Genomic DNA, 19,141 nt, shown 5'->3' on the forward strand with positions numbered 1-19,141 from the left:
ATTAGGATGAAAAGTTAAAGCAGGAGAGACAGCTTTGCGATTATTCTGCAAAAACGCTTAAACGCAGAATTTTTCATTATTGATCAGCAATTGATCGTTTGTAATACGCTGTTAAAATCTATATGTGAAATTTATCTTAATTAAAATTTTTTGCTACATATTATATTTCGCATTTTTACCTAAAAAAAATTTATATTTCTCTTAAATAAATCATGCCGTTTACAAATTAGCCCTTTATCGTAAACTCAAATAAAACAAAAACACCTTGGTAGATTAACGTAAATAGCGCAAACAGGCATTTTCATCATCATATTTTACCCGCCGTGCCCGCCCATGGTGACGGAACGCTGCTCAGCCCGCAGCCTACGTCTGCGTCATAAATGAACGATCTGCGCAGGCCTTTTGGTCCTACCAATCGTCTCCAAAGCGAACCATCCTTCACAGTTTTACCGCTTCACTTCACAAAAGCATTGCTGAATAGCAACACTTGATTAACCATTCATTGTCATTACCCCTACATCACAATATTGGATGGACCACTTTTACACAGCATGTGACGCAGAGATGAGCGGAGACTCACCCGCAGCGCAAGCCGTGTGGTCCTCAGGAGACCTGCATGAGCCTCTGGCAACAAAACTACGATCCGGCCGGGAATATCTGGCTTTCCAGCCTGATCGCATCGCTTCCGATCCTGTTCTTCTTCTTTGCGCTGATTAAGCTCAAGCTGAAGGGCTACCTCGCCGCGACGTATACCGTTGCCATCGCCCTGCTGGTGGCGCTGTTCTTCTACAAAATGCCGGTCGATCGCGCGCTGGCCTCCGTGGTGTATGGCTTCTTCTACGGCCTGTGGCCGATTGCGTGGATCATCATCGCCGCGGTCTTTGTCTACAAAATTTCGGTGAAAACGGGGCAGTTCGACATCATTCGCTCGTCGATTCTCTCCATTACGCCGGACCAGCGTTTACAGATGCTGATAGTCGGCTTCTCCTTCGGGGCGTTCCTTGAAGGGGCGGCAGGGTTTGGCGCGCCGGTGGCGATCACCGCCGCGCTGCTGGTCGGGCTGGGCTTTAATCCGCTGTATGCCGCTGGCCTGTGCCTGATCGTGAACACCGCGCCGGTGGCGTTTGGCGCGATGGGTATCCCGATTCTGGTGGCCGGACAGGTGACCGGGCTGGACAGCTTTGAGATTGGCCAGATGGTCGGCCGCCAGCTGCCGTTCCTGACCATTATCGTGCTGTTCTGGATCATGGCGATTATGGACGGCTGGCGCGGCGTAAAGGAAACCTGGCCTGCGGTGATGGTGGCGGGCGGTTCGTTCGCGATTGCCCAGTATCTCAGCTCCAACTTCCTCGGCCCTGAACTGCCGGACATTATCTCTTCCCTGGTATCGCTGGTCTGTCTGACGCTGTTCCTGAAACGCTGGCAGCCGGTGCGCATCTTCCGCTTTGCCGATATGGGCGCGTCGCACGTGGATCAGACGCTCGCCCGCACGGGCTATACCGCCGGGCAGATCGTCCGCGCGTGGTCACCGTTCCTGTTCCTGACCGCCACCGTAACGCTGTGGAGCATCCCGCCGTTTAAGGCCCTGTTCGCCCCGGGCGGCGCGCTGTACGACATGGTGATTAACATCTCCGTGCCGTTCCTCGACAAAATGGTCGCCCGCATGCCGCCGGTGGTGCACGACGCCACGCCGTATGCGGCGGTGTTTAAGTTTGACTGGTTCTCGGCAACCGGTACGGCCATTCTGTTTGCGGCTATCCTTTCCGTGGTGTGGCTGCGCATGAAGCCGGCCGCCGCCGTGCAGACCTTTGCGGCGACGATTAAAGAGCTGATGCTGCCGATTTACTCCATCGGCATGGTGCTGGCGTTCGCGTTTATCTCGAACTACTCCGGCCTGTCGTCGACGCTGGCGCTCGCCCTGGCGCACACCGGACACGCGTTTACCTTCTTCTCGCCGTTCCTCGGCTGGCTGGGGGTGTTCCTGACCGGTTCAGATACGTCCTCAAACGCCCTGTTTGCCGCCCTGCAGGCAACGGCCGCGCAGCAGATTGGCGTCTCGGATGTGCTGCTGGTCGCGGCGAACACCACCGGCGGCGTGACCGGCAAAATGATCTCCCCGCAGTCCATCGCCATTGCCTGTGCCGCGGTGGGACTGGTGGGTAAAGAGTCGGATCTGTTCCGCTTTACCGTGAAGCACAGCCTGATATTTACCTGCATGGTGGGCGTTATTACCACCCTGCAGGCCTATGTCTTAACCTGGATGATCCCATGATAGTGATGCCCAGACGCCTGTCCGACGAGATTGCCACTCGCGTGCGGGCGCTGATTGAAGAACAACAGCTGGAGGCGGGCATGAGATTGCCCGCCGAGCGCCAGCTTGCCGCCCAGCTTGGCGTTTCGCGTAATTCGCTGCGCGAAGCGCTGGCGACGCTGGTCAGCGAAGGGGTGCTGCTGAGCCGTCGCGGCGGCGGCACCTTCGTGCGCTGGCAGCATGATGACTGGTCCGAGCAAAACATCGTTCAGCCGCTGAAAACGCTGATGGAAAACGATCCGGACTACAGCTTTGACATCCTCGAAGCGCGCCACGCCATCGAAACCAGTACCGCCTGGCATGCGGCGATGCGGGCAACCGAGGCCGACAAAGAGAAGCTCAAAGCCTGCTTTGAGGCCACGCAAAGCAGCGACCCCGATATCGCCTCCCAGGCCGACGTGCGTTTTCATCTGGCGATTGCCGAGGCGTCGCACAACGTGGTGCTGCTGCAAACCATGCGCGGGTTCTTCGACCTGCTGCAATCCTCCGTGAAGCAGAGCCGCCAGCGCATGTATCTGGTTCCGCCCGTGTTTGCTCAGCTGACCGAACAGCACGAGGCGGTGCTCAACGCCATTCTGGCCGGCGATGCCGAAGCCGCGCGTAAGGCGATGATGGCGCACCTGGGCTTCGTGCACACCACCATTAAACGATTCGATGAAGATCAGGCCCGACAGGCGCGTATTACCCGTCTGCCCGGCGACAGTGATATTTCCAGGGAGAACAAAGCATGATTATTTCAGCAGCCAGTGACTACCGCGCCGCGGCGCAGCGCATTTTGCCGCCGTTCCTCTTCCACTATATTGACGGCGGGGCGTATGCCGAATACACCCTGCGCCGCAACGTGGAAGATCTCTCGGAAGTGGCCCTGCGCCAGCGCGTGCTGAAGAATATGTCTGACCTGAGCCTTGAGACAAAACTGTTTAACGAGACGCTCTCCATGCCGGTGGCCCTTGCGCCCGTTGGCCTGTGCGGTATGTACGCCCGCCGGGGCGAGGTGCAGGCCGCCTCCGCCGCGGATGCCAAAGGCATTCCGTTTACCCTTTCCACCGTGTCCGTCTGCCCGATTGAAGAGGTCGCGCCGACCATCAAGCGCCCGATGTGGTTCCAGCTGTACGTCCTGCGCGATCGCGGCTTTATGCGTAACGCGCTCGAGCGCGCCAAAGCGGCGGGCTGCTCAACGCTGGTCTTTACCGTCGATATGCCAACGCCCGGCGCGCGATACCGCGACGCGCACTCCGGCATGAGCGGCCCGAACGCCGCCCTGCGCCGCTACTGGCAGGCGGTTACGCATCCGCAGTGGGCGTGGGACGTAGGCCTGAACGGTCGTCCGCACGATCTGGGCAATATTTCGGCCTACCTCGGTAAACCGACCGGGCTTGAGGATTACATCGGCTGGCTGGCGAATAACTTCGATCCGTCGATCTCGTGGAAGGACCTGGAGTGGATCCGCGAATTCTGGGACGGCCCGATGGTGATCAAAGGGATCCTCGATCCGGAAGATGCGCGCGACGCGGTGCGCTTCGGCGCGGACGGGATCGTCGTCTCTAACCACGGCGGACGCCAGCTCGACGGCGTGCTCTCTTCCGCCCGCGCGCTGCCCGCCATTGCCGATGCGGTGAAGGGCGATATCGCGATCCTGGCCGACAGCGGCATCCGCAACGGGCTGGACGTGGTGCGCATGATTGCCCTCGGCGCCGACAGCGTGCTGCTGGGCCGGGCCTACCTGTACGCGCTGGCCACCAGCGGCCAGGCGGGCGTGGCGAACCTGCTGAACCTCATTGAGAAAGAGATGAAGGTGGCGATGACCCTGACCGGCGCGAAGACGATAAAAGAAATCAGCAAGGATTCGCTGGTGCAGGAACTCAGCAAGCTGCCGGCGGCGCTGGCTCCCCTTTCCCAGGGGAACGCGGCCTGATCGTTTTTAGTTGATATACGTTTCTCAGGCGCCCGACTCCCCCTCGGGCGCTTTTTTTTGTCGAAAATAACACCTACGTAACATTCTGGATAAGAAAATTTGACACGCCACGCCTCTCCGCAATTGTATAGACAAGCAAATACAAGAACACAAAAACAACATTACATCGGAGGGAGCGTATGACGTATTCAGGTCGGGTGGATATTCAGCAGGTGATCGATGAAAGTCGCTTTTCAGGGTTTCACTGGCTTCTTATTGTGCTGGGCTTCCTGGTTCTGGCGATCGACGGCTTCGATACCGCAGCGATGGGTTACATCGCGCCGACGCTGTCGGCGGAGTGGGGTATACAAAAACAGGATCTGGGGCCGGTGCTGAGCGCGGCGCTGCTGGGGCTGTCGCTCGGGGCGCTTATAGCAGGTCCGGTATCGGACCGGATGGGGCGCAAGCGCGTGCTGATCTTTTCGTGCCTGTTCTTCGGCCTTGCGAGCCTGGGCACGGCCTGGGCGCAAAGTCTGAATACTCTGACGCTGTGGCGGTTCCTGACGGGCCTGGGGCTCGGCGCCGCGATGCCTAACGCCATCACGCTGATCTCAGAGTTTGCCCCCAGGCGCTGCCGCGCCATGGCGATTAATACCATGTACTGCGGCTTCCCTCTGGGTGCGGCAGGCGGCGGCGCGATCTCTTCCTGGCTGATCCCTCATCACGGCTGGCGAAGCGTGCTGCTGACCGGCGCGATTGCTCCGCTGGTTTTAACGCTGCTGCTGGCGCTGCTGTTGCCGGAGTCGGTGAAGTTTCTGGTGCAGCGCGGGAAAGACGTCGCGCAGGTTCGCCGCATCGCCGGCCGGTTTGCCCGCAGCACGCTTGACGGCGTCACGGGCTTTTTCCTGGCGGAGGAAAAGGTTGCCGCTAAAAAGGGGAGCGTGGCACAGCTTTTTTCCATGCCCTGGCTTCCCGGCACGCTGATGCTGTGGGTCACCTACTTTATGGGGCTGGTCATTTACTACGTCCTGCTTAGCTGGATGCCGACGCTGATGCAGGGGATGGGCTATGCGCTGGCGGAATCCGCCTGGCTCACCTCGCTGTTCACCTTCGGCGGTACCGCAGGCATTCTGCTTGCGGGCTGGATGATGGACCGCTGGGAGGCGCACAAGGTGGTCGCGGGAGGATTCATGCTGACGATGTGCCTCATTCTTTTGCTTGGCCTTGAGCATAACCATATCGCCCTGTTTGGCGGCCTGATTTTCCTGATGGGGATCGCGATGAACGGCGCACAGTCGGGAATGCAAACCCTGGCCGCCACCTTTTACCCTACCGAATGCCGCGCGACGGGCATCGCCTGGATGCAGGGGATCGGCCGCTTTGGCGGCGTGGCGGGAACCATGACCAGCGCCCAGCTGCTTTCCATGCAGTGGCAGGCGGACAGTATTTTAATGATCCTCAGCGTGCCCGCCCTGGTGGCCGCGGCGGCCACCTGCTACAAAATGCTGCGCTGCCGCGCGCATGAACCCGGCGTCGCCTAGTCGCTCTCTTTTCTGCTATTCTGCCCCCGCAATTAAGGGGGCAGCATGCTTAACATCGTTTTATTCGAACCAGAAATTCCACCCAATACCGGCAATATTATCCGCCTGTGCGCCAACACCGGTTTTCGTCTGCACATTATTGAGCCGATGGGCTTTACGTGGGACGACAAACGCCTGCGCCGCGCGGGGCTGGATTACCATGAATTTACCGCCGTGGTTCGCCATCACGATTACGCCGCGTTTCTGGAAGCAGAGAAGCCGCAGCGCATGTTCGCCCTGACCACAAAAGGCACGCCAGCGCACAGCGCGGTAAGCTATCAGGATGGGGATTATCTGATGTTTGGCCCGGAAACCCGCGGCCTGCCGGCCACTATTCTTGATGCTTTACCGGCTGAACAAAAAATTCGTATTCCGATGATGCCGGACAGCCGCAGCATGAACCTGTCGAATGCGGTGTCGGTGGTGGTGTATGAGGCGTGGCGCCAGCTGGGATATCCCGGCGCGATACTGCGTACCTGAAAGCAAGTCGGGTGGCTTGCGCCACCCGATTCGTCGTTGTTAGCCTGCTACCGCGATACGCTTCATGTCGGTCATATAGCCGCGCAGTTTCTGGCCCACTTTCTCGATTTCGTGGCTGCGAATGGCTTCGTTTACGTCACGCAGCTGCGCGTTGTCTACCGCACCTTCCGCAATAGCCTTGCCCAGATCGCCTGCCTGCAGGGTGGTCATGAACTCTTTCAGCAGCGGTACGCAGGCGTAAGAGAACAGGTAGTTGCCGTATTCTGCGGTATCAGAGATAACCACGTTCATTTCGTACAGACGCTTGCGGGCGATGGTGTTCGCGATCAGCGGCAGCTCGTGCAGTGATTCGTAGTACGCAGACTCCTCGATGATGCCGGAATCCACCATGGTTTCGAACGCCAGCTCAACGCCCGCTTTCACCATCGCGATCATCAGTACGCCTTTATCGAAGTACTCCTGCTCGCTGATTTTACCGTCGAACTGTGGCGCGGTTTCGAACGCGGTTTTACCGGTTTCTTCACGCCAGGTCAGCAGTTTCTTATCATCGTTCGCCCAGTCCGCCATCATGCCGGAGGAGAACTCGCCGGAGATGATGTCGTCCATGTGTTTCTGGAACAGCGGCGCCATGATGGTTTTCAGCTGTTCAGAGAGTGCGAACGCGCGCAGTTTTGCCGGGTTGGACAGGCGGTCCATCATCAGCGTTATGCCGCCCTGCTTCAGCGCTTCGGTGATGGTTTCCCAGCCGAACTGAATCAGTTTTTCCGCGTATGCCGGGTCGGTGCCCTCTTCCACCAGCTTGTCGAAGCACAGCAGAGATCCTGCCTGCAGCATGCCGCACAGAATGGTCTGCTCGCCCATCAGGTCAGACTTCACTTCAGCAACGAAGGAGGATTCCAGCACGCCCGCACGGTGGCCGCCGGTAGCCGCTGCCCATGCTTTGGCAATGGCCATACCTTCGCCTTTTGGATCGTTTTCCGGGTGAACCGCGATCAGCGTCGGCACGCCGAAGCCACGCTTGTACTCTTCGCGTACTTCCGTACCCGGGCATTTCGGTGCCACCATCACCACGGTGATGTCCTTACGGATCTGCTCGCCCACTTCAACGATGTTGAAGCCGTGGGAGTAACCCAGCGCGGCGCCGTCTTTCATCAGCGGCTGTACGGAACGCACAACGTCAGAGTGCTGCTTGTCTGGCGTCAGGTTTACCACCAGATCCGCCTGCGGGATCAGCTCTTCGTAGGTACCCACCTTAAAGCCGTTTTCGGTCGCTTTACGCCAGGAGGCACGCTTCTCAGCAATCGCTTCTTTGCGCAGGGCGTAGGCGATATCCAGCCCGGAGTCACGCATGTTCAGGCCCTGGTTCAGACCCTGCGCGCCACAGCCGACGATGACCACTTTTTTACCCTGAAGGTAGCTCGCGCCATCGGCAAATTCATCGCGCGCCATGAAGCGGCATTTGCCCAGCTGCGCCAGCTGCTGGCGCAGGTTCAGTGTATTAAAGTAGTTAGCCATGGGTGATACCTCGTGATGTTGTGTGTCTTATTGTTCGGTTCGCGTTTCAGCGAGAATGTACCCACATTACAACAGGAAATTTATTGCGGAAATTGATATATTCACAACGTCATGTTGCAATTTTTGCAATGTAAAAAGAGGGAGTGGAATCGGTGGATTTACGCGATTTGAAAATGTTCCTGCATCTGGCGGAAAGCCGTCACTTTGGCCGCAGCGCCCGGGCGATGCACGTTAGCCCCTCCACGCTTTCGCGCCAGATCCAGCGCCTTGAGGAAGACCTTGGCCAGCCGCTGTTCGTGCGCGATAACCGCACCGTCACGCTCACGGAGGCGGGTGAGGAGCTGCGCATCTTTGCCCAGCAGACGTTGCTGCAGTATCAGCAGCTGCGGCACACCATCGACCAGCAGGGGCCGTCACTCTCCGGCGAGCTGCATATTTTCTGCTCCGTGACCGCCGCCTACAGCCATCTTCCCCCCATCCTTGACCGCTTCCGCGCGGCGCATCCGTCGGTTGAAATCAAGCTCACCACCGGCGATGCCGCCGACGCGATGGAAAAAGTGGTCACGGGCGAAGCGGATCTCGCCATCGCCGGGAAGCCCGAAACGCTGCCGGGCGCGGTGGCATTCTCGATGCTGGAGAATCTGGCGGTGGTGCTGATCGCCCCGGCGCTGCCCTGCCCGGTGCGTAATCAGGTCTCGGTGGAGAAACCGGACTGGTCGACGGTGCCGTTTATCATGGCCGATCAGGGCCCGGTGCGCCGCCGCATTGAACTGTGGTTCCGACGCCAGAAGATCAGCAACCCGTCAATTTACGCCACGGTCAGCGGCCATGAGGCGATGGTGTCAATGGTGGCGCTCGGCTGCGGCGTGGCGCTGCTGCCGGAAGTGGTGCTGGAAAACAGCCCGGAGCCGGTGCGCAACCGCGTGATGATTCTGGAGCGCAGCGACGAGAAGACGCCGTTCGAGCTTGGCGTATGCGCACAAAAAAAGCGGCTGCATGAGCCGCTTATCGATGCGTTCTGGAACATTCTGCCGAACCACTAGCCCGCCAGGAAGAAGCGGAACGCCGGGTTGTGGGTTTCGTCGTGACACTCATAGCCCAGCTCGTTCAGGCGCGTTTCGAAATCCGGCTCGTGCTCGCCCAGCTCGAACGCCGCCAGCACGCGGCCGTAGTCGGTGCCGTGGCTGCGGTAGTGGAACAGCGAGATGTTCCAGTGCGTGCCCAGCGTGTGCAGGAACCTGAGCAGCGCGCCCGGCGATTCCGGGAACTCGAAGCTGAACAAACGCTCCTTTAGCGGCTTCGACGGACGACCGCCGACCATATAACGCACGTGCAGCTTCGCCATCTCATCGTCAGAAAGATCGACCACGCTGTAGCCGCCTTCATGCAGCAGGCTGAGGATCTCTTTGCGCTCCTCCACGCCGCGGCTCAGACGCACGCCGACAAAAATGCAGGCATCTTTGGCATCGGCGAAGCGGTAGTTAAACTCCGTCACCGAGCGGCCGCCCAGCAGCTGGCAGAACTTCAGGAAGCTGCCCTTCTCTTCCGGGATGGTCACCGCCAGCAGCGCTTCACGCTGTTCACCCAGCTCGCAGCGCTCGGAAACGTAGCGCAGGCCGTGGAAGTTCACGTTGGCACCAGACAGCACGTGCGCCAGGCGTTCGCCGCGAATGTTGTGCCGGGCAACGTACTTTTTCATGCCCGCCAGCGCCAGCGCGCCGGACGGTTCCGCCACCGCACGCACGTCCTCGAAGAGATCTTTCATCGCCGCGCAGATTGCGTCGCTGTCGACGGTGACGATATCGTCGAGATACTCCTGGCACAGACGGAACGTTTCATCGCCAATGCGTTTCACCGCCACGCCCTCGGCAAACAGCCCGACGCGCGGGAGATCCACCGGATGTCCGGCATCCAGCGCCGCCTTCAGGCAGGCAGAATCTTCCGCTTCAACGGCGATGACCTTGATTTGCGGCATCAGCTGTTTGATCAGCACCGCCACGCCCGCGGCTAAGCCGCCCCCGCCTACCGGGACGAAGACGCGGTCGAGATGGGCGTCCTGCTGCAGCAGCTCAAGCGCCAGCGTGCCCTGCCCGGCAATCACCATCGGGTGGTCGAACGGCGGCACCCAGGTAAAACCCTGCTGCTGCGCCAGCTCGATCGCTTTGGCTTTTGCTTCGTCGAAGTTGGCGCCGTGGAGCAGCACTTCGCCGCCGAACCCGCGCACCGCGTCAACCTTGATATCCGCGGTAGCGACCGGCATCACGATCAGCGCCTTCAGCCCTAAACGGGCAGAGGAGAACGCCACGCCCTGCGCGTGGTTGCCCGCCGAGGCGGTAATCACGCCGCGCGCTTTTTGCTCGTCCGTCAGCCCGGCCATCATCGCGTAGGCGCCGCGCAGCTTGAAGCTGTGCACCGGCTGGCGGTCTTCGCGCTTCACCAGGATCACGTTGTCGAGGCGCGAGGAGAGTTTTTCCATTTTTTGCAGGGGCGTGACCTGCACGGCTTCATAGACCGGCGCGCGCAGCACCGCTCTTAAATATTCCGCCCCCTCGGGGGCGGCGGATAAGGGTTGTGACTCGGCCATCATTAGCCCCCAAGTTTAGATTTATCGCGCACCGCGCCTTTATCTGCACTGGTGGCAAGGCTCGCGTAAGCGCGCAGGGCGAAGGAGACCTCACGCTGGCGATCTTTCGGCGTCCAGGCTTTGTCGCCGCGCGCTTCCTGCGCTTCACGACGGGCCGCAATTTCCTGGTCGCTCAGCCTGAGCTGAATGCCGCGATTCGGAATGTCGATTTCAATGAGGTCGCCATCTTCGATGATCGCGATGTTGCCGCCGCTTGCCGCTTCCGGGGAAACGTGGCCGATGGAGAGGCCAGACGTGCCGCCGGAGAAACGACCGTCGGTGATCAGCGCGCACGCTTTGCCAAGGCCCATGGATTTCAGGAAGGTGGTTGGGTAGAGCATCTCCTGCATGCCAGGACCGCCTTTCGGCCCTTCGTAGCGAATGACCACCACGTCGCCCTCCACCACTTTACCGCCGAGGATGGCCTCTACCGCCTCGTCCTGGCTTTCGTACACTTTTGCCGGACCGGTGAACTTCAGGATGCTGTCGTCCACGCCTGCGGTTTTCACGATGCAGCCGTTTTCCGCGAAGTTGCCGTACAGCACGGCCAGGCCGCCGTCTTTGCTGTAGGCGTGTTCCAGCGAGCGGATGCAGCCTTCGGCGCGATCGTTATCCAGCGTGTCCCAGCGGCAATCCTGCGAGAACGCCTGCGTGGTGCGAATACCGGCCGGGCCGGCGCGGAACATGTTTTTAACCGCTTCGTCTTTGGTCAGCATCACGTCGTACTGGTCCAGCGACTCCGGCAGCGTCAGGCCAAGCACGTTTTTCACCTCGCGGTTCAGCAGCCCGGCGCGATCCAGCTCGCCGAGAATGCCGATGACGCCGCCCGCGCGGTGCACGTCTTCCATGTGGTACTTCTGGGTACTCGGCGCGACCTTACACAGCTGTGGCACTTTGCGGGAGAGCTTGTCGATATCGCTCATGGTGAAGTCGATTTCGGCTTCCTGCGCGGCGGCCAGCAGGTGCAGAACGGTGTTGGTGGAGCCGCCCATGGCGATATCCAGCGTCATGGCGTTCTCAAACGCGGCCTTGCTGGCGATGTTGCGCGGCAGCGCGCTGGCGTCGTCCTGCTCGTAGTAGCGTTTCGTCAATTCAACGATGCGCTTACCGGCATTGAGGAACAGCTGCTTGCGGTCGGCGTGGGTTGCCAGCAGCGAACCGTTGCCCGGCTGAGAGAGGCCCAGCGCTTCGGTCAGGCAGTTCATGGAGTTAGCCGTGAACATACCGGAACAGGAGCCGCAGGTCGGGCACGCGGAGCGTTCCACCTGGTCGCTCTGCTCGTCAGACACTTTCGGGTCCGCACCCTGGATCATCGCGTCGACCAGGTCGAGCTTGATGATTTTGTCGGAAAGCTTGGTTTTCCCCGCTTCCATCGGGCCGCCGGAGACGAAGATCACCGGAATGTTCAGGCGCAGGGAGGCCATCAGCATCCCCGGGGTGATTTTGTCGCAGTTGGAGATACAGACCATCGCATCGGCGCAGTGGGCGTTGACCATGTACTCCACCGAGTCGGCAATCAGCTCGCGCGACGGCAGTGAATAGAGCATGCCCCCGTGCCCCATCGCGATACCATCATCCACCGCAATGGTGTTGAACTCTTTCGCCACGCCGCCGGAGGCTTCGATTTGTTCGGCTACCAGTTTACCGAGGTCGCGCAGGTGTACGTGGCCGGGTACAAACTGGGTGAAGGAGTTCACCACGGCGATAATCGGCTTGCCGAAATCGGCGTCGGTCATTCCGGTGGCGCGCCAGAGCGCGCGGGCACCCGCCATGTTACGACCGTGGGTGGTGGTGGCTGAACGATACTTAGGCATGCTTTATTTACTCCCGTCTGACTATGCAGTGGGACGGTGCGTGCCGTCCCAAATTTATATTTAGTGATTAACCTGATCCAACCAGCCGTATTTGTCTTCTGTTTCGCCGGTGAAGAGGCCGAAGAACGCCTGCTGAATGCGTTTGGTGACCGGACCACAGCGGCCTTCGCCCACCTGGATCCCGTCGACGCTGCGCACCGGCGTGATTTCAGCCGCGGTACCGGACATAAAGACTTCATCGGCCAGATACAGGGATTCGCGGGACAGCACCTGCTCGCGCACTTCGATACCGAGATCTTTCGCCAGCTTGATGATGGCGTCGCGGGTGATGCCCGGCAGCGCGGAAGAGGTGAGCGGCGGGGTAAACAGAATGCCGTCTTTTACTTCAAACAGGTTTTCGCCCGCGCCTTCTGAGATGTAGCCGTTCACGTCGAGGGCGATGCCTTCCTGATAGCCGTGGCGGCGCGCTTCGCTGCCGACCAGCAGTGAGGAGAGGTAGTTACCGCCCGCTTTAGCGGCGGTCGGGATGGTGTTTGGCGCCACGCGGTTCCAGGAAGAAACCATTGCGTCGATCCCCTGATCCAGTGCTTCTGCGCCCAGGTAGGCTCCCCACGGGAACGCGGCAATGATCACATCGGTGTTGTAACCGGCTGGCGGGTTAACGCCCATACCGACGTCACCCACGAAGACCAGCGGACGAATATAGGCGCTGGTGAGGTTGTTCTTGCGAATCACCTCGCGGCAGGCTTCCATCAGCTCATCCACGCTTTGAGAGACCGGGAAACGATAAATTTTGGCTGAGTCATGCAGACGCTGCATGTGTTCGCGATGGCGGAACACCACTGGCCCTTTGTGAGAATCGTAGCAACGGATGCCTTCAAAAACAGAGGTACCGTAGTGCAGCGCATGGGACATCACGTGGACCTTCGCGTCCTCCCAGCGAACCATCTCACCATTGAACCAAATGTAATCAGCTTTTTTTGTCGTCATTTTTTCGTCCTGTCACGCTTAAGCGCGGATTTGTTGTGATGTGGTTGTGCTCTGGCAGATGGCAACATGGGCAACGTCTACCAGCTTTGATAACTGACTAAACAGTAAGTCGACCGGCCGCGGGCTGGCAACGGTTAATTCGATACTGATGTTTTGCGCGTCGGTGGCCGTTTCCATATTCATTGCGCAAATTTGAAAACCGCGATGACGGACCACGCGCAAAACGCGTTCTAAGGTTTCCGGGTTGAAGCGAGCCTGCACGGCGACCTGATGTTGCATCATGATAATTTCTCCAGCATTTGTGAGTTACTGGCACCGGGCGGTACCAACGGCCAGACGTTCTCAAGCTCGTCGATTGAGACATGAAGCAGGTAAGGCCCTTCGCTTGACAGCATGGTGTCGAGTGCCGCTTCAACCTGGTCTTTACGGGTGATGTGCTGGCCAGGGATACCGAAGGCGCTGGCCAGAGTCAGAAAATCGGGGTTATCGGTGAGGGTCGTTTCGCTGTAACGCTCCTGGAAGAACAGCTGCTGCCACTGACGCACCATTCCTAAACGCTGGTTATCGAGCAATACGATCTTCAGCGGCAACTGCTTGCGCTTAACGGTGCCGAGCTCCTGGACGTTCATCATGAAGGAGCCGTCACCGGAGATACAGATAACGGTATCGTTCGGGCGGGCAACCTGTGCACCCACGGCAGCAGGCAGGCCGAAGCCCATCGTGCCCAGGCCGCTGGAGGTGATGAAGTTTTCCGGGCGGGTGTAGGTCATGTGCTGGGCTGACCACATCTGGTGCTGGCCCACGTCCGTTGTCACCACGCTGTCTGCCGGTTTACGGTCGGACAACTGCTTCAACAGCAGCGGCGCGTAGATGGCCTCGCCGGGATGGTCGTAGCGCCAGGCATGGTCAGCGCGCATGTCTGCGGTGTGCTGGCGCCATGCGCCGATCTCCAGCGGCTGTGCCAGCGCCGGTAACAGCGCGTTAAGATCGCCCTGCAGCGCGACGTGCGCCTGACGCAGCTTGTTCATTTCCGCCGGATCGATATCCATATGGATGACTTTGGCATTCGGCGCGAAGGTATTCAGCTTGCCGGTGACGCGGTCGTCAAAACGCGCTCCGACAGCGATAAGCACGTCGCACTCCTGCACCGCCAGGTTAGCCGCTTTGGTGCCGTGCATTCCCAGCATGCCGAGGTAATACGGGTAATCCGTCTCTACCGCACCCAGACCTTTCAGCGTGCAGGTGGCGGGAATTTGCGTGGTGGCGATAAACGCGCGAAGCGCCGGAACGGCCTGGGCCATGCCCACACCGCCGCCTACGTACAGCATCGGCTGCTTCGCCTGCGCCATCATCTGACGCGCCTCTTCAACCTCTGCGTGCGGAAACGCATCGTCGCTTTCCACGGTGGAGAAGTGCGGCTCCAGATCGCCGAGCGCGACCTGGATATCTTTCGGGATATCAACCAGAACCGGGCCCGGACGGCCAGAGCTGGCAACCTCGAACGCTTCGGCCATCACGCGCGGCAGCTCTTCGAGGGACTGAACGAGGAAGCTGTGTTTGGTGCAGGCCAGGGATAAGCCAAGCACGTCAACTTCCTGGAAGGCATCGGTACCGATGAATGGAGAGGCCACCTGGCCAGTGATCGCCACCACGGGAACGGAGTCGAGCAGTGCGTCAGCCAGGCCGGTAATCAGGTTAGTTGCACCCGGACCGGAGGTCGCCATACACACGCCGGTTTTCCCGGTCGCGCGGGCATAGCCGATAGCTGCCATTGCTGCGCCCTGCTCATGTCGGCACAAGAGGTGCTCCACGCCGCCGTCATACAGTGCATCGTAAATCGGCATAATTGCGCCACCCGGATAACCGAATACGGTTTCGACTCCCTGCGCGCGCAACGCATGTACTACCCATTGTGCCCCATTCATAGTTAGTTCCCCGTCATAAATCTGGAGAAACAGAATTTTGTGCTAGTAGTCATTCTCTGCTCCTCATTTAAGTTTTTTAGTCATAAAAAAACCCCCGGACCTTTCGGTGCGGGGGTCTTAGTTCGTTAAGGCTTGATTCTTAAGCCTTTCCTCGTCCAAGTGCAGCCCCGCACGGTGGGATAATAATCACCACCACGCTAATCACGACCAGGCTAATCACTAGTAGAAGGGCTGTCATTTTCAGTTCTTTTTGCATCTTGTTCGAAGGAATACCTAAAGAGTTACCACAGATATTTCATATGACACAAGATTTTTTTATGGCGAATTTCTGTAGCAGGCAAACTATTTCTATTAAAACCTTTGTTTTATAAAGGGAAAAAATGGAAATGAAGTTTCTTCATTTTTTCGCCTGGTTCCCGAAGGCAAAGCGCGCGTCATTTCTTTTCTGCGAGGCCGGTTCCGCAATCGTGCAATGATTGCAGTTTGCCGCGAAAAAGCAGGAACGCGCGCCGTAATTCGGCCATTCAACGCTAAACAGCGCGCAACCTCGCTGGCATAGTCATCGCCAGGGAGGTGCTTATGTCACTGTCTGTTGTTTATACACGCGCGGCTATCGGAGTGAAGGCACCGCTTATTTCTGTGGAGGTCCATTTAAGTAATGGACTGCCCGGACTGACGCTTGTCGGCTTACCCGAAACGACCGTCAAAGAGGCGAGGGATCGCGTACGCAGTGCAATCATCAATAGCGGTTATGCTTTTCCCGCGAAGAAGATCACCATTAATCTCGCGCCTGCTGATTTACCAAAGGAGGGCGGGCGATATGATTTACCTATTGCTATAGCGCTTCTCGCGGCTTCTGAACAGCTCAACACCCCGACGTTAAGCTCCTGCGAGTTCATAGGTGAATTAGCGCTTACAGGCGCGTTAAGAGGCGTTCCCGGCGCTATCTCGGGTGCGCTTGAAGCCATACGCGCAGGGAGACAAATCATTGTAGCCAATGAAAATGCCTCCGAAGTCAGCCTTATCGCCGAAAAGGGGTGTCTGGTAGCGGGACATTTACAGGAGGTTTGCGCCTGGCTGGAAGGCCGACACGAGCTTGCCGAACCGCAGGAGAGTGACGAGGCGGTGCCAGATTCGCCCGATGACCTCAGCGATATTATGGGTCAGGATCAGGGTAAACGGGCGTTAGAGATAACCGCCGCGGGTGGGCATAATCTGCTGCTTATCGGTCCGCCAGGCACGGGTAAAACGATGCTGGCGAGCAGGTTAAGCGGCCTGCTGCCGCCCCTCAATAATCACGAAGCGCTCGAAAGCGCCGCGATTTTCAGCCTGGTCAGCGCAACGTCGCTGCATAAGCAGTGGCGCCGCCGCCCTTTTCGCTCTCCCCATCACAGTGCGTCTCTCACCGCCATGGTGGGCGGAGGGTCAATTCCAGGACCGGGTGAAATCTCACTGGCGCACAACGGCATCCTGTTTCTGGATGAATTACCCGAGTTTGAACGCCGCGTGCTGGATGCGCTGCGGGAACCGATTGAATCTGGCGAGATCCATCTTTCTCGTACACGAGCCAAAATAAGCTATCCAGCGCGGTTTCAGCTGGTGGCCGCGATGAACCCCAGCCCAACGGGCCATTATCAGGGTAACCATAACCGCTGCACGCCGGAGCAGACGCTGCGTTACCTGAGTAAGCTGTCCGGGCCCTTTCTTGACCGTTTTGATTTATCGCTGGAGATCCCTCTGCCTCCTCCCGGCCTGCTGAGGCAAACCGGTTTGAAAGGCGAAAGTTCGGCAGTCGTGCGGGAACGCGTCATTACGGCGCAGGCGCGGCAGTATGCTCGTCAGAACACGCTGAATGCCCGGCTGGATAACGCCGGGATCCGACAATTCTGTTCTCTCACCGCGGAGGATGCAGGCTGGCTGGAAGAAACGCTGACGCGTTTTGGGCTATCCATTCGCGCATGGCAGCGTTTGTTGAAAGTAGCGCGTACTATCGCCGACGTGGAGGGTTGCACAGGAATTGAGAGGCGACATTTGCAGGAGGCACTTAGCTATCGGGCGATAGATCGGTTGCTGCTGCATCTGCAAAAAATGCTGGCATAAAAAAAGGGGCCGTAGCCCCTTCTCTTCTTAGTCGTCAGACTCGGTGTAGTCTTCAGCACCTTCCATCTGCGGCTTACCGCCGGACAGCGTATGGAAACGCTTAGGACGCTTGATGCGAGCCATATACTTGATCCATACACGTTCTGCATCAGACTGCGGCTCACGCTCACCACGGCAAACAGAGACAAACTGTTTTTCGTCTTCGGTTGCTGGTTCACGTTTACCCAGATCCAGCTCGTTAAAGGCATAACCATGGCGCTCAAGAAGTTGAGCTTCTTTGATAGTGAAATCGCCGTGACGAGAGAACCCGCGCGGATAATGTTTATTGTCGAAAAAACGATTAGTCGTCGTAAAGCTTTCCGCCATCCTACACGCTCCTAATTCTTTGGCCGAGCTATTTATGGCGCGGAGTATTAGTTACGCTTGACAGAGTGTAAAACAAAACATTTAAATCATAACGACAAATAATTTTGTGGAGAAAGATGTGGATACGGAATTGCTAAAAACTTTCCTCGAAGTGAGCAGAACGCGACACTTTGGGCGAGCCGCTGAAGCCCTTTACCTGACGCAGTCAGCAGTCAGTTTTCGTATTCGACAGCTGGAAAATCAACTGGGTGTGAATCTTTTCACCCGTCATCGCAACAATATCCGCTTAACGCCGGCCGGGGAAAAACTGCTGCCGTATGCAGAAACCTTGATGAATACCTGGCAGGCGGCGCGAAAGGAGGTTGCGCACACTTCCCGGCATAATGAGTTCTCCATCGGAGCCAGCGCGTCTCTGTGGGAATGCATGCTCAGCCAGTGGCTTACGCGACTGTATCGCTCGCATAACCATCTACAGTTCGAGGCCCGAATTGCGCAACGTCAGTCGCTGGTAAAGCAACTCCACGAGCGCCAGCTGGATCTTCTGATCACTACCGAAGCGCCCAAGATGGACGAATTTAGCAGCCAGATTGTGGGGCAGTTTAGCCTGGCGCTGTATGCAACAGAGCCTTCAATGATGAAGGCAGACCTCAATTATTTACGCCTGGAATGGGGGCCGGATTTTCAGCAGCATGAGGCTGGCTTAATTGCCAGTGATGATATCCCGCAGCTCACGACAAGCTCTGCGGAGATTGCCTGCCAGCAGCTTCCCTCGCTGAAGGGATGTACCTGGCTACCCGTCCGCTGGGCAGATAATAAACCTGAGCTCCATGTTGTCACCGATTCGACGACGCTCTCCAGACCGCTGTATGCCATTTGGCTGCAAAACAGCGATAAGCAGTCGCAGATTAAAGATCTTTTGAAAATCAGCATACTGGATTAACGCAAAAGCCTGCGGAGACGCAGGCTGCACAAATTTCAGGAAGGTTTTCGCCTGTTTTACAGGCAAAAAAAAATCCTTTGCCGAAGCAAAGGATTCTATATGGCAGGGGCGGAGAGACTCGAACTCGCGACACCCGGTTTTGGAGACCGGTGCTCTACCAACTGAGCTACGCCCCTAAAGTTTTTTGCCATTAAGCCTGCCGATAAGGCAGGCTTAATGTATTAATAAGTGGCGGAACGGACGGGACTCGAACCCGCGACCCCCTGCGTGACAGGCAGGTATTCTAACCGACTGAACTACCGCTCCACCGAATACTTCTGTAACCACCGGATTAATGCACCGGCTCACTACTTAATTTGATGCCTGGCAGTTCCCTACTCTCACATGGGGAGACCCCACACTACCATCGGCGCTACGGCGTTTCACTTCTGAGTTCGGCATGGGGTCAGGTGGGACCACCGCGCTAAAGCCGCCAGGCAAATTCTGTGCTCTGTCCTGTGTCTTTTGGGCTGATACTGCGTTGGCTGCTCTCGTAAAGTCAGTCACATACCTCAGTATGCTCCTTCCTTTCCTTCGCTTGCCGCCTTGTCTCAGCGCAAAATC

At 58.1% G+C, this 19,141-nt stretch carries 17 protein-coding genes, 2 tRNA genes and 1 rRNA gene; 8 read left to right on the forward strand and 12 right to left on the reverse strand.

Features of this window, described 5'->3' with window-relative positions:
- Positions 1–616: 616 nt before the first annotated feature.
- The 5 genes from lldP (at position 617) to trmL (ending at position 6,265) form a co-directional block, all read left to right on the forward strand.
- A complete protein-coding gene (gene lldP, locus OWK27_RS22645; RefSeq protein WP_003860175.1) occupies positions 617–2,272 on the forward strand; it encodes an L-lactate permease in 1,656 nt (551 codons plus the stop codon).
- On the forward strand, positions 2,269–3,042 hold the full coding sequence (gene lldR / locus OWK27_RS22650) for a transcriptional regulator LldR (protein ID WP_148422470.1): 774 nt from the start codon (positions 2,269–2,271) through the stop codon (positions 3,040–3,042). Before lldP ends, lldR begins: the two co-directional genes overlap by 4 nt.
- The gene (lldD, locus tag OWK27_RS22655; protein WP_267591279.1) at positions 3,039–4,226 is read left to right on the forward strand and encodes an FMN-dependent L-lactate dehydrogenase LldD; all 1,188 of its coding nucleotides are present in this window, start codon (positions 3,039–3,041) and stop codon (positions 4,224–4,226) included. Before lldR ends, lldD begins: the two co-directional genes overlap by 4 nt.
- A 179-nt stretch (positions 4,227–4,405) precedes the next feature.
- Complete coding sequence (locus tag OWK27_RS22660) at positions 4,406–5,746, forward strand: MFS transporter (protein ID WP_267591280.1); 1,341 nt, start codon at positions 4,406–4,408, stop codon at positions 5,744–5,746.
- Between the two features lie 45 nt (positions 5,747–5,791).
- Positions 5,792–6,265, forward strand: a complete 474-nt coding sequence (trmL, locus tag OWK27_RS22665) for a tRNA (uridine(34)/cytosine(34)/5-carboxymethylaminomethyluridine(34)-2'-O)-methyltransferase TrmL (protein WP_267591281.1) — start codon at positions 5,792–5,794, stop codon at positions 6,263–6,265.
- 39 nt (positions 6,266–6,304) lie between these two features.
- Here the strand turns inward: trmL and ilvC are convergent, their stop codons facing one another.
- Positions 6,305–7,780 (reverse strand): ketol-acid reductoisomerase, encoded by a 1,476-nt coding sequence (gene ilvC / locus OWK27_RS22670; protein WP_148422467.1) that lies wholly within the window; start codon positions 7,778–7,780, stop codon positions 6,305–6,307.
- Between the two features lie 152 nt (positions 7,781–7,932).
- Between ilvC and ilvY the strand changes: the two genes are divergently transcribed.
- Positions 7,933–8,823, forward strand: a complete 891-nt coding sequence (gene ilvY / locus OWK27_RS22675; protein ID WP_148422466.1) for an HTH-type transcriptional activator IlvY — start codon at positions 7,933–7,935, stop codon at positions 8,821–8,823.
- Here the strand turns inward: ilvY and ilvA are convergent.
- The 7 genes from ilvA to ilvL form a co-directional block, all read right to left on the reverse strand.
- Positions 8,820–10,364 (reverse strand): threonine ammonia-lyase, biosynthetic, encoded by a 1,545-nt coding sequence (ilvA, locus tag OWK27_RS22680; RefSeq protein WP_148422504.1) that lies wholly within the window; start codon positions 10,362–10,364, stop codon positions 8,820–8,822. The two genes, ilvY and ilvA, sit on opposite strands and share 4 nt — an antisense overlap.
- Before the next feature lie 2 nt (positions 10,365–10,366).
- Positions 10,367–12,217 carry a dihydroxy-acid dehydratase gene (gene ilvD / locus OWK27_RS22685; RefSeq protein ID WP_267591282.1) on the reverse strand — a complete coding sequence of 617 codons (1,851 nt, stop codon included), beginning with the start codon at positions 12,215–12,217 and terminating at the stop codon, positions 10,367–10,369.
- A 60-nt stretch (positions 12,218–12,277) separates the two neighbouring features.
- Complete coding sequence (gene ilvE / locus OWK27_RS22690) at positions 12,278–13,207, reverse strand: branched-chain-amino-acid transaminase (RefSeq protein WP_267591283.1); 930 nt, start codon at positions 13,205–13,207, stop codon at positions 12,278–12,280.
- Between the two features lie 18 nt (positions 13,208–13,225).
- Positions 13,226–13,489 carry an acetolactate synthase 2 small subunit gene (gene ilvM, locus OWK27_RS22695; RefSeq protein WP_148422463.1) on the reverse strand — a complete coding sequence of 88 codons (264 nt, stop codon included), beginning with the start codon at positions 13,487–13,489 and terminating at the stop codon, positions 13,226–13,228.
- A complete protein-coding gene (gene ilvG, locus OWK27_RS22700; protein ID WP_267591284.1) occupies positions 13,486–15,132 on the reverse strand; it encodes an acetolactate synthase 2 catalytic subunit in 1,647 nt (548 codons plus the stop codon). Before ilvG ends, ilvM begins: the two co-directional genes overlap by 4 nt.
- A gap of 2 nt (positions 15,133–15,134) precedes the next feature.
- On the reverse strand, positions 15,135–15,185 hold the full coding sequence (ilvX, locus tag OWK27_RS22705) for a peptide IlvX (protein WP_166792073.1): 51 nt from the start codon (positions 15,183–15,185) through the stop codon (positions 15,135–15,137).
- A gap of 86 nt (positions 15,186–15,271) precedes the next feature.
- Positions 15,272–15,370: an ilv operon leader peptide gene (ilvL, locus tag OWK27_RS22710; RefSeq protein WP_023620831.1), complete on the reverse strand. Its 99-nt coding sequence runs from the start codon at positions 15,368–15,370 to the stop codon at positions 15,272–15,274.
- Positions 15,371–15,711: 341 nt separating this feature from the next.
- Here ilvL and OWK27_RS22715 point away from each other — a divergent pair, with 341 nt between their 5' ends.
- Complete coding sequence (locus tag OWK27_RS22715) at positions 15,712–17,232, forward strand: YifB family Mg chelatase-like AAA ATPase (protein WP_267591285.1); 1,521 nt, start codon at positions 15,712–15,714, stop codon at positions 17,230–17,232.
- A gap of 27 nt (positions 17,233–17,259) precedes the next feature.
- Here OWK27_RS22715 and OWK27_RS22720 read toward each other — a convergent pair whose 3' ends face one another.
- Positions 17,260–17,598, reverse strand: a complete 339-nt coding sequence (locus tag OWK27_RS22720; RefSeq protein ID WP_006808641.1) for a DUF413 domain-containing protein — start codon at positions 17,596–17,598, stop codon at positions 17,260–17,262.
- Between the two features lie 118 nt (positions 17,599–17,716).
- On the opposite strand from OWK27_RS22720, the gene hdfR reads away from it, so the two are divergent.
- Entirely contained in the window at positions 17,717–18,538 is an 822-nt protein-coding gene (gene hdfR / locus OWK27_RS22725; RefSeq protein WP_148422503.1) for an HTH-type transcriptional regulator HdfR, read from the forward strand.
- Positions 18,539–18,638: 100 nt separating this feature from the next.
- On the opposite strand, the gene OWK27_RS22730 is transcribed toward hdfR, so the two are convergent.
- The 3 genes from OWK27_RS22730 to rrf all read right to left on the reverse strand — a co-directional run bounded on the left by OWK27_RS22730 (position 18,639) and on the right by rrf (position 19,015).
- A tRNA-Trp gene (locus OWK27_RS22730) sits at positions 18,639–18,714 on the reverse strand.
- Positions 18,715–18,767: 53 nt separating this feature from the next.
- Positions 18,768–18,844: transfer RNA gene (locus tag OWK27_RS22735), tRNA-Asp, on the reverse strand.
- Between the two features lie 55 nt (positions 18,845–18,899).
- Positions 18,900–19,015 (reverse strand): 5S ribosomal RNA (rrf, locus tag OWK27_RS22740).
- Between the last annotated feature and the right edge of the window lie 126 nt (positions 19,016–19,141).

This window comes from Enterobacter cloacae complex sp. 2022EL-00788 (genome assembly GCF_026627565.1).
GTDB lineage: Bacteria > Pseudomonadota > Gammaproteobacteria > Enterobacterales > Enterobacteriaceae > Enterobacter > Enterobacter pasteurii.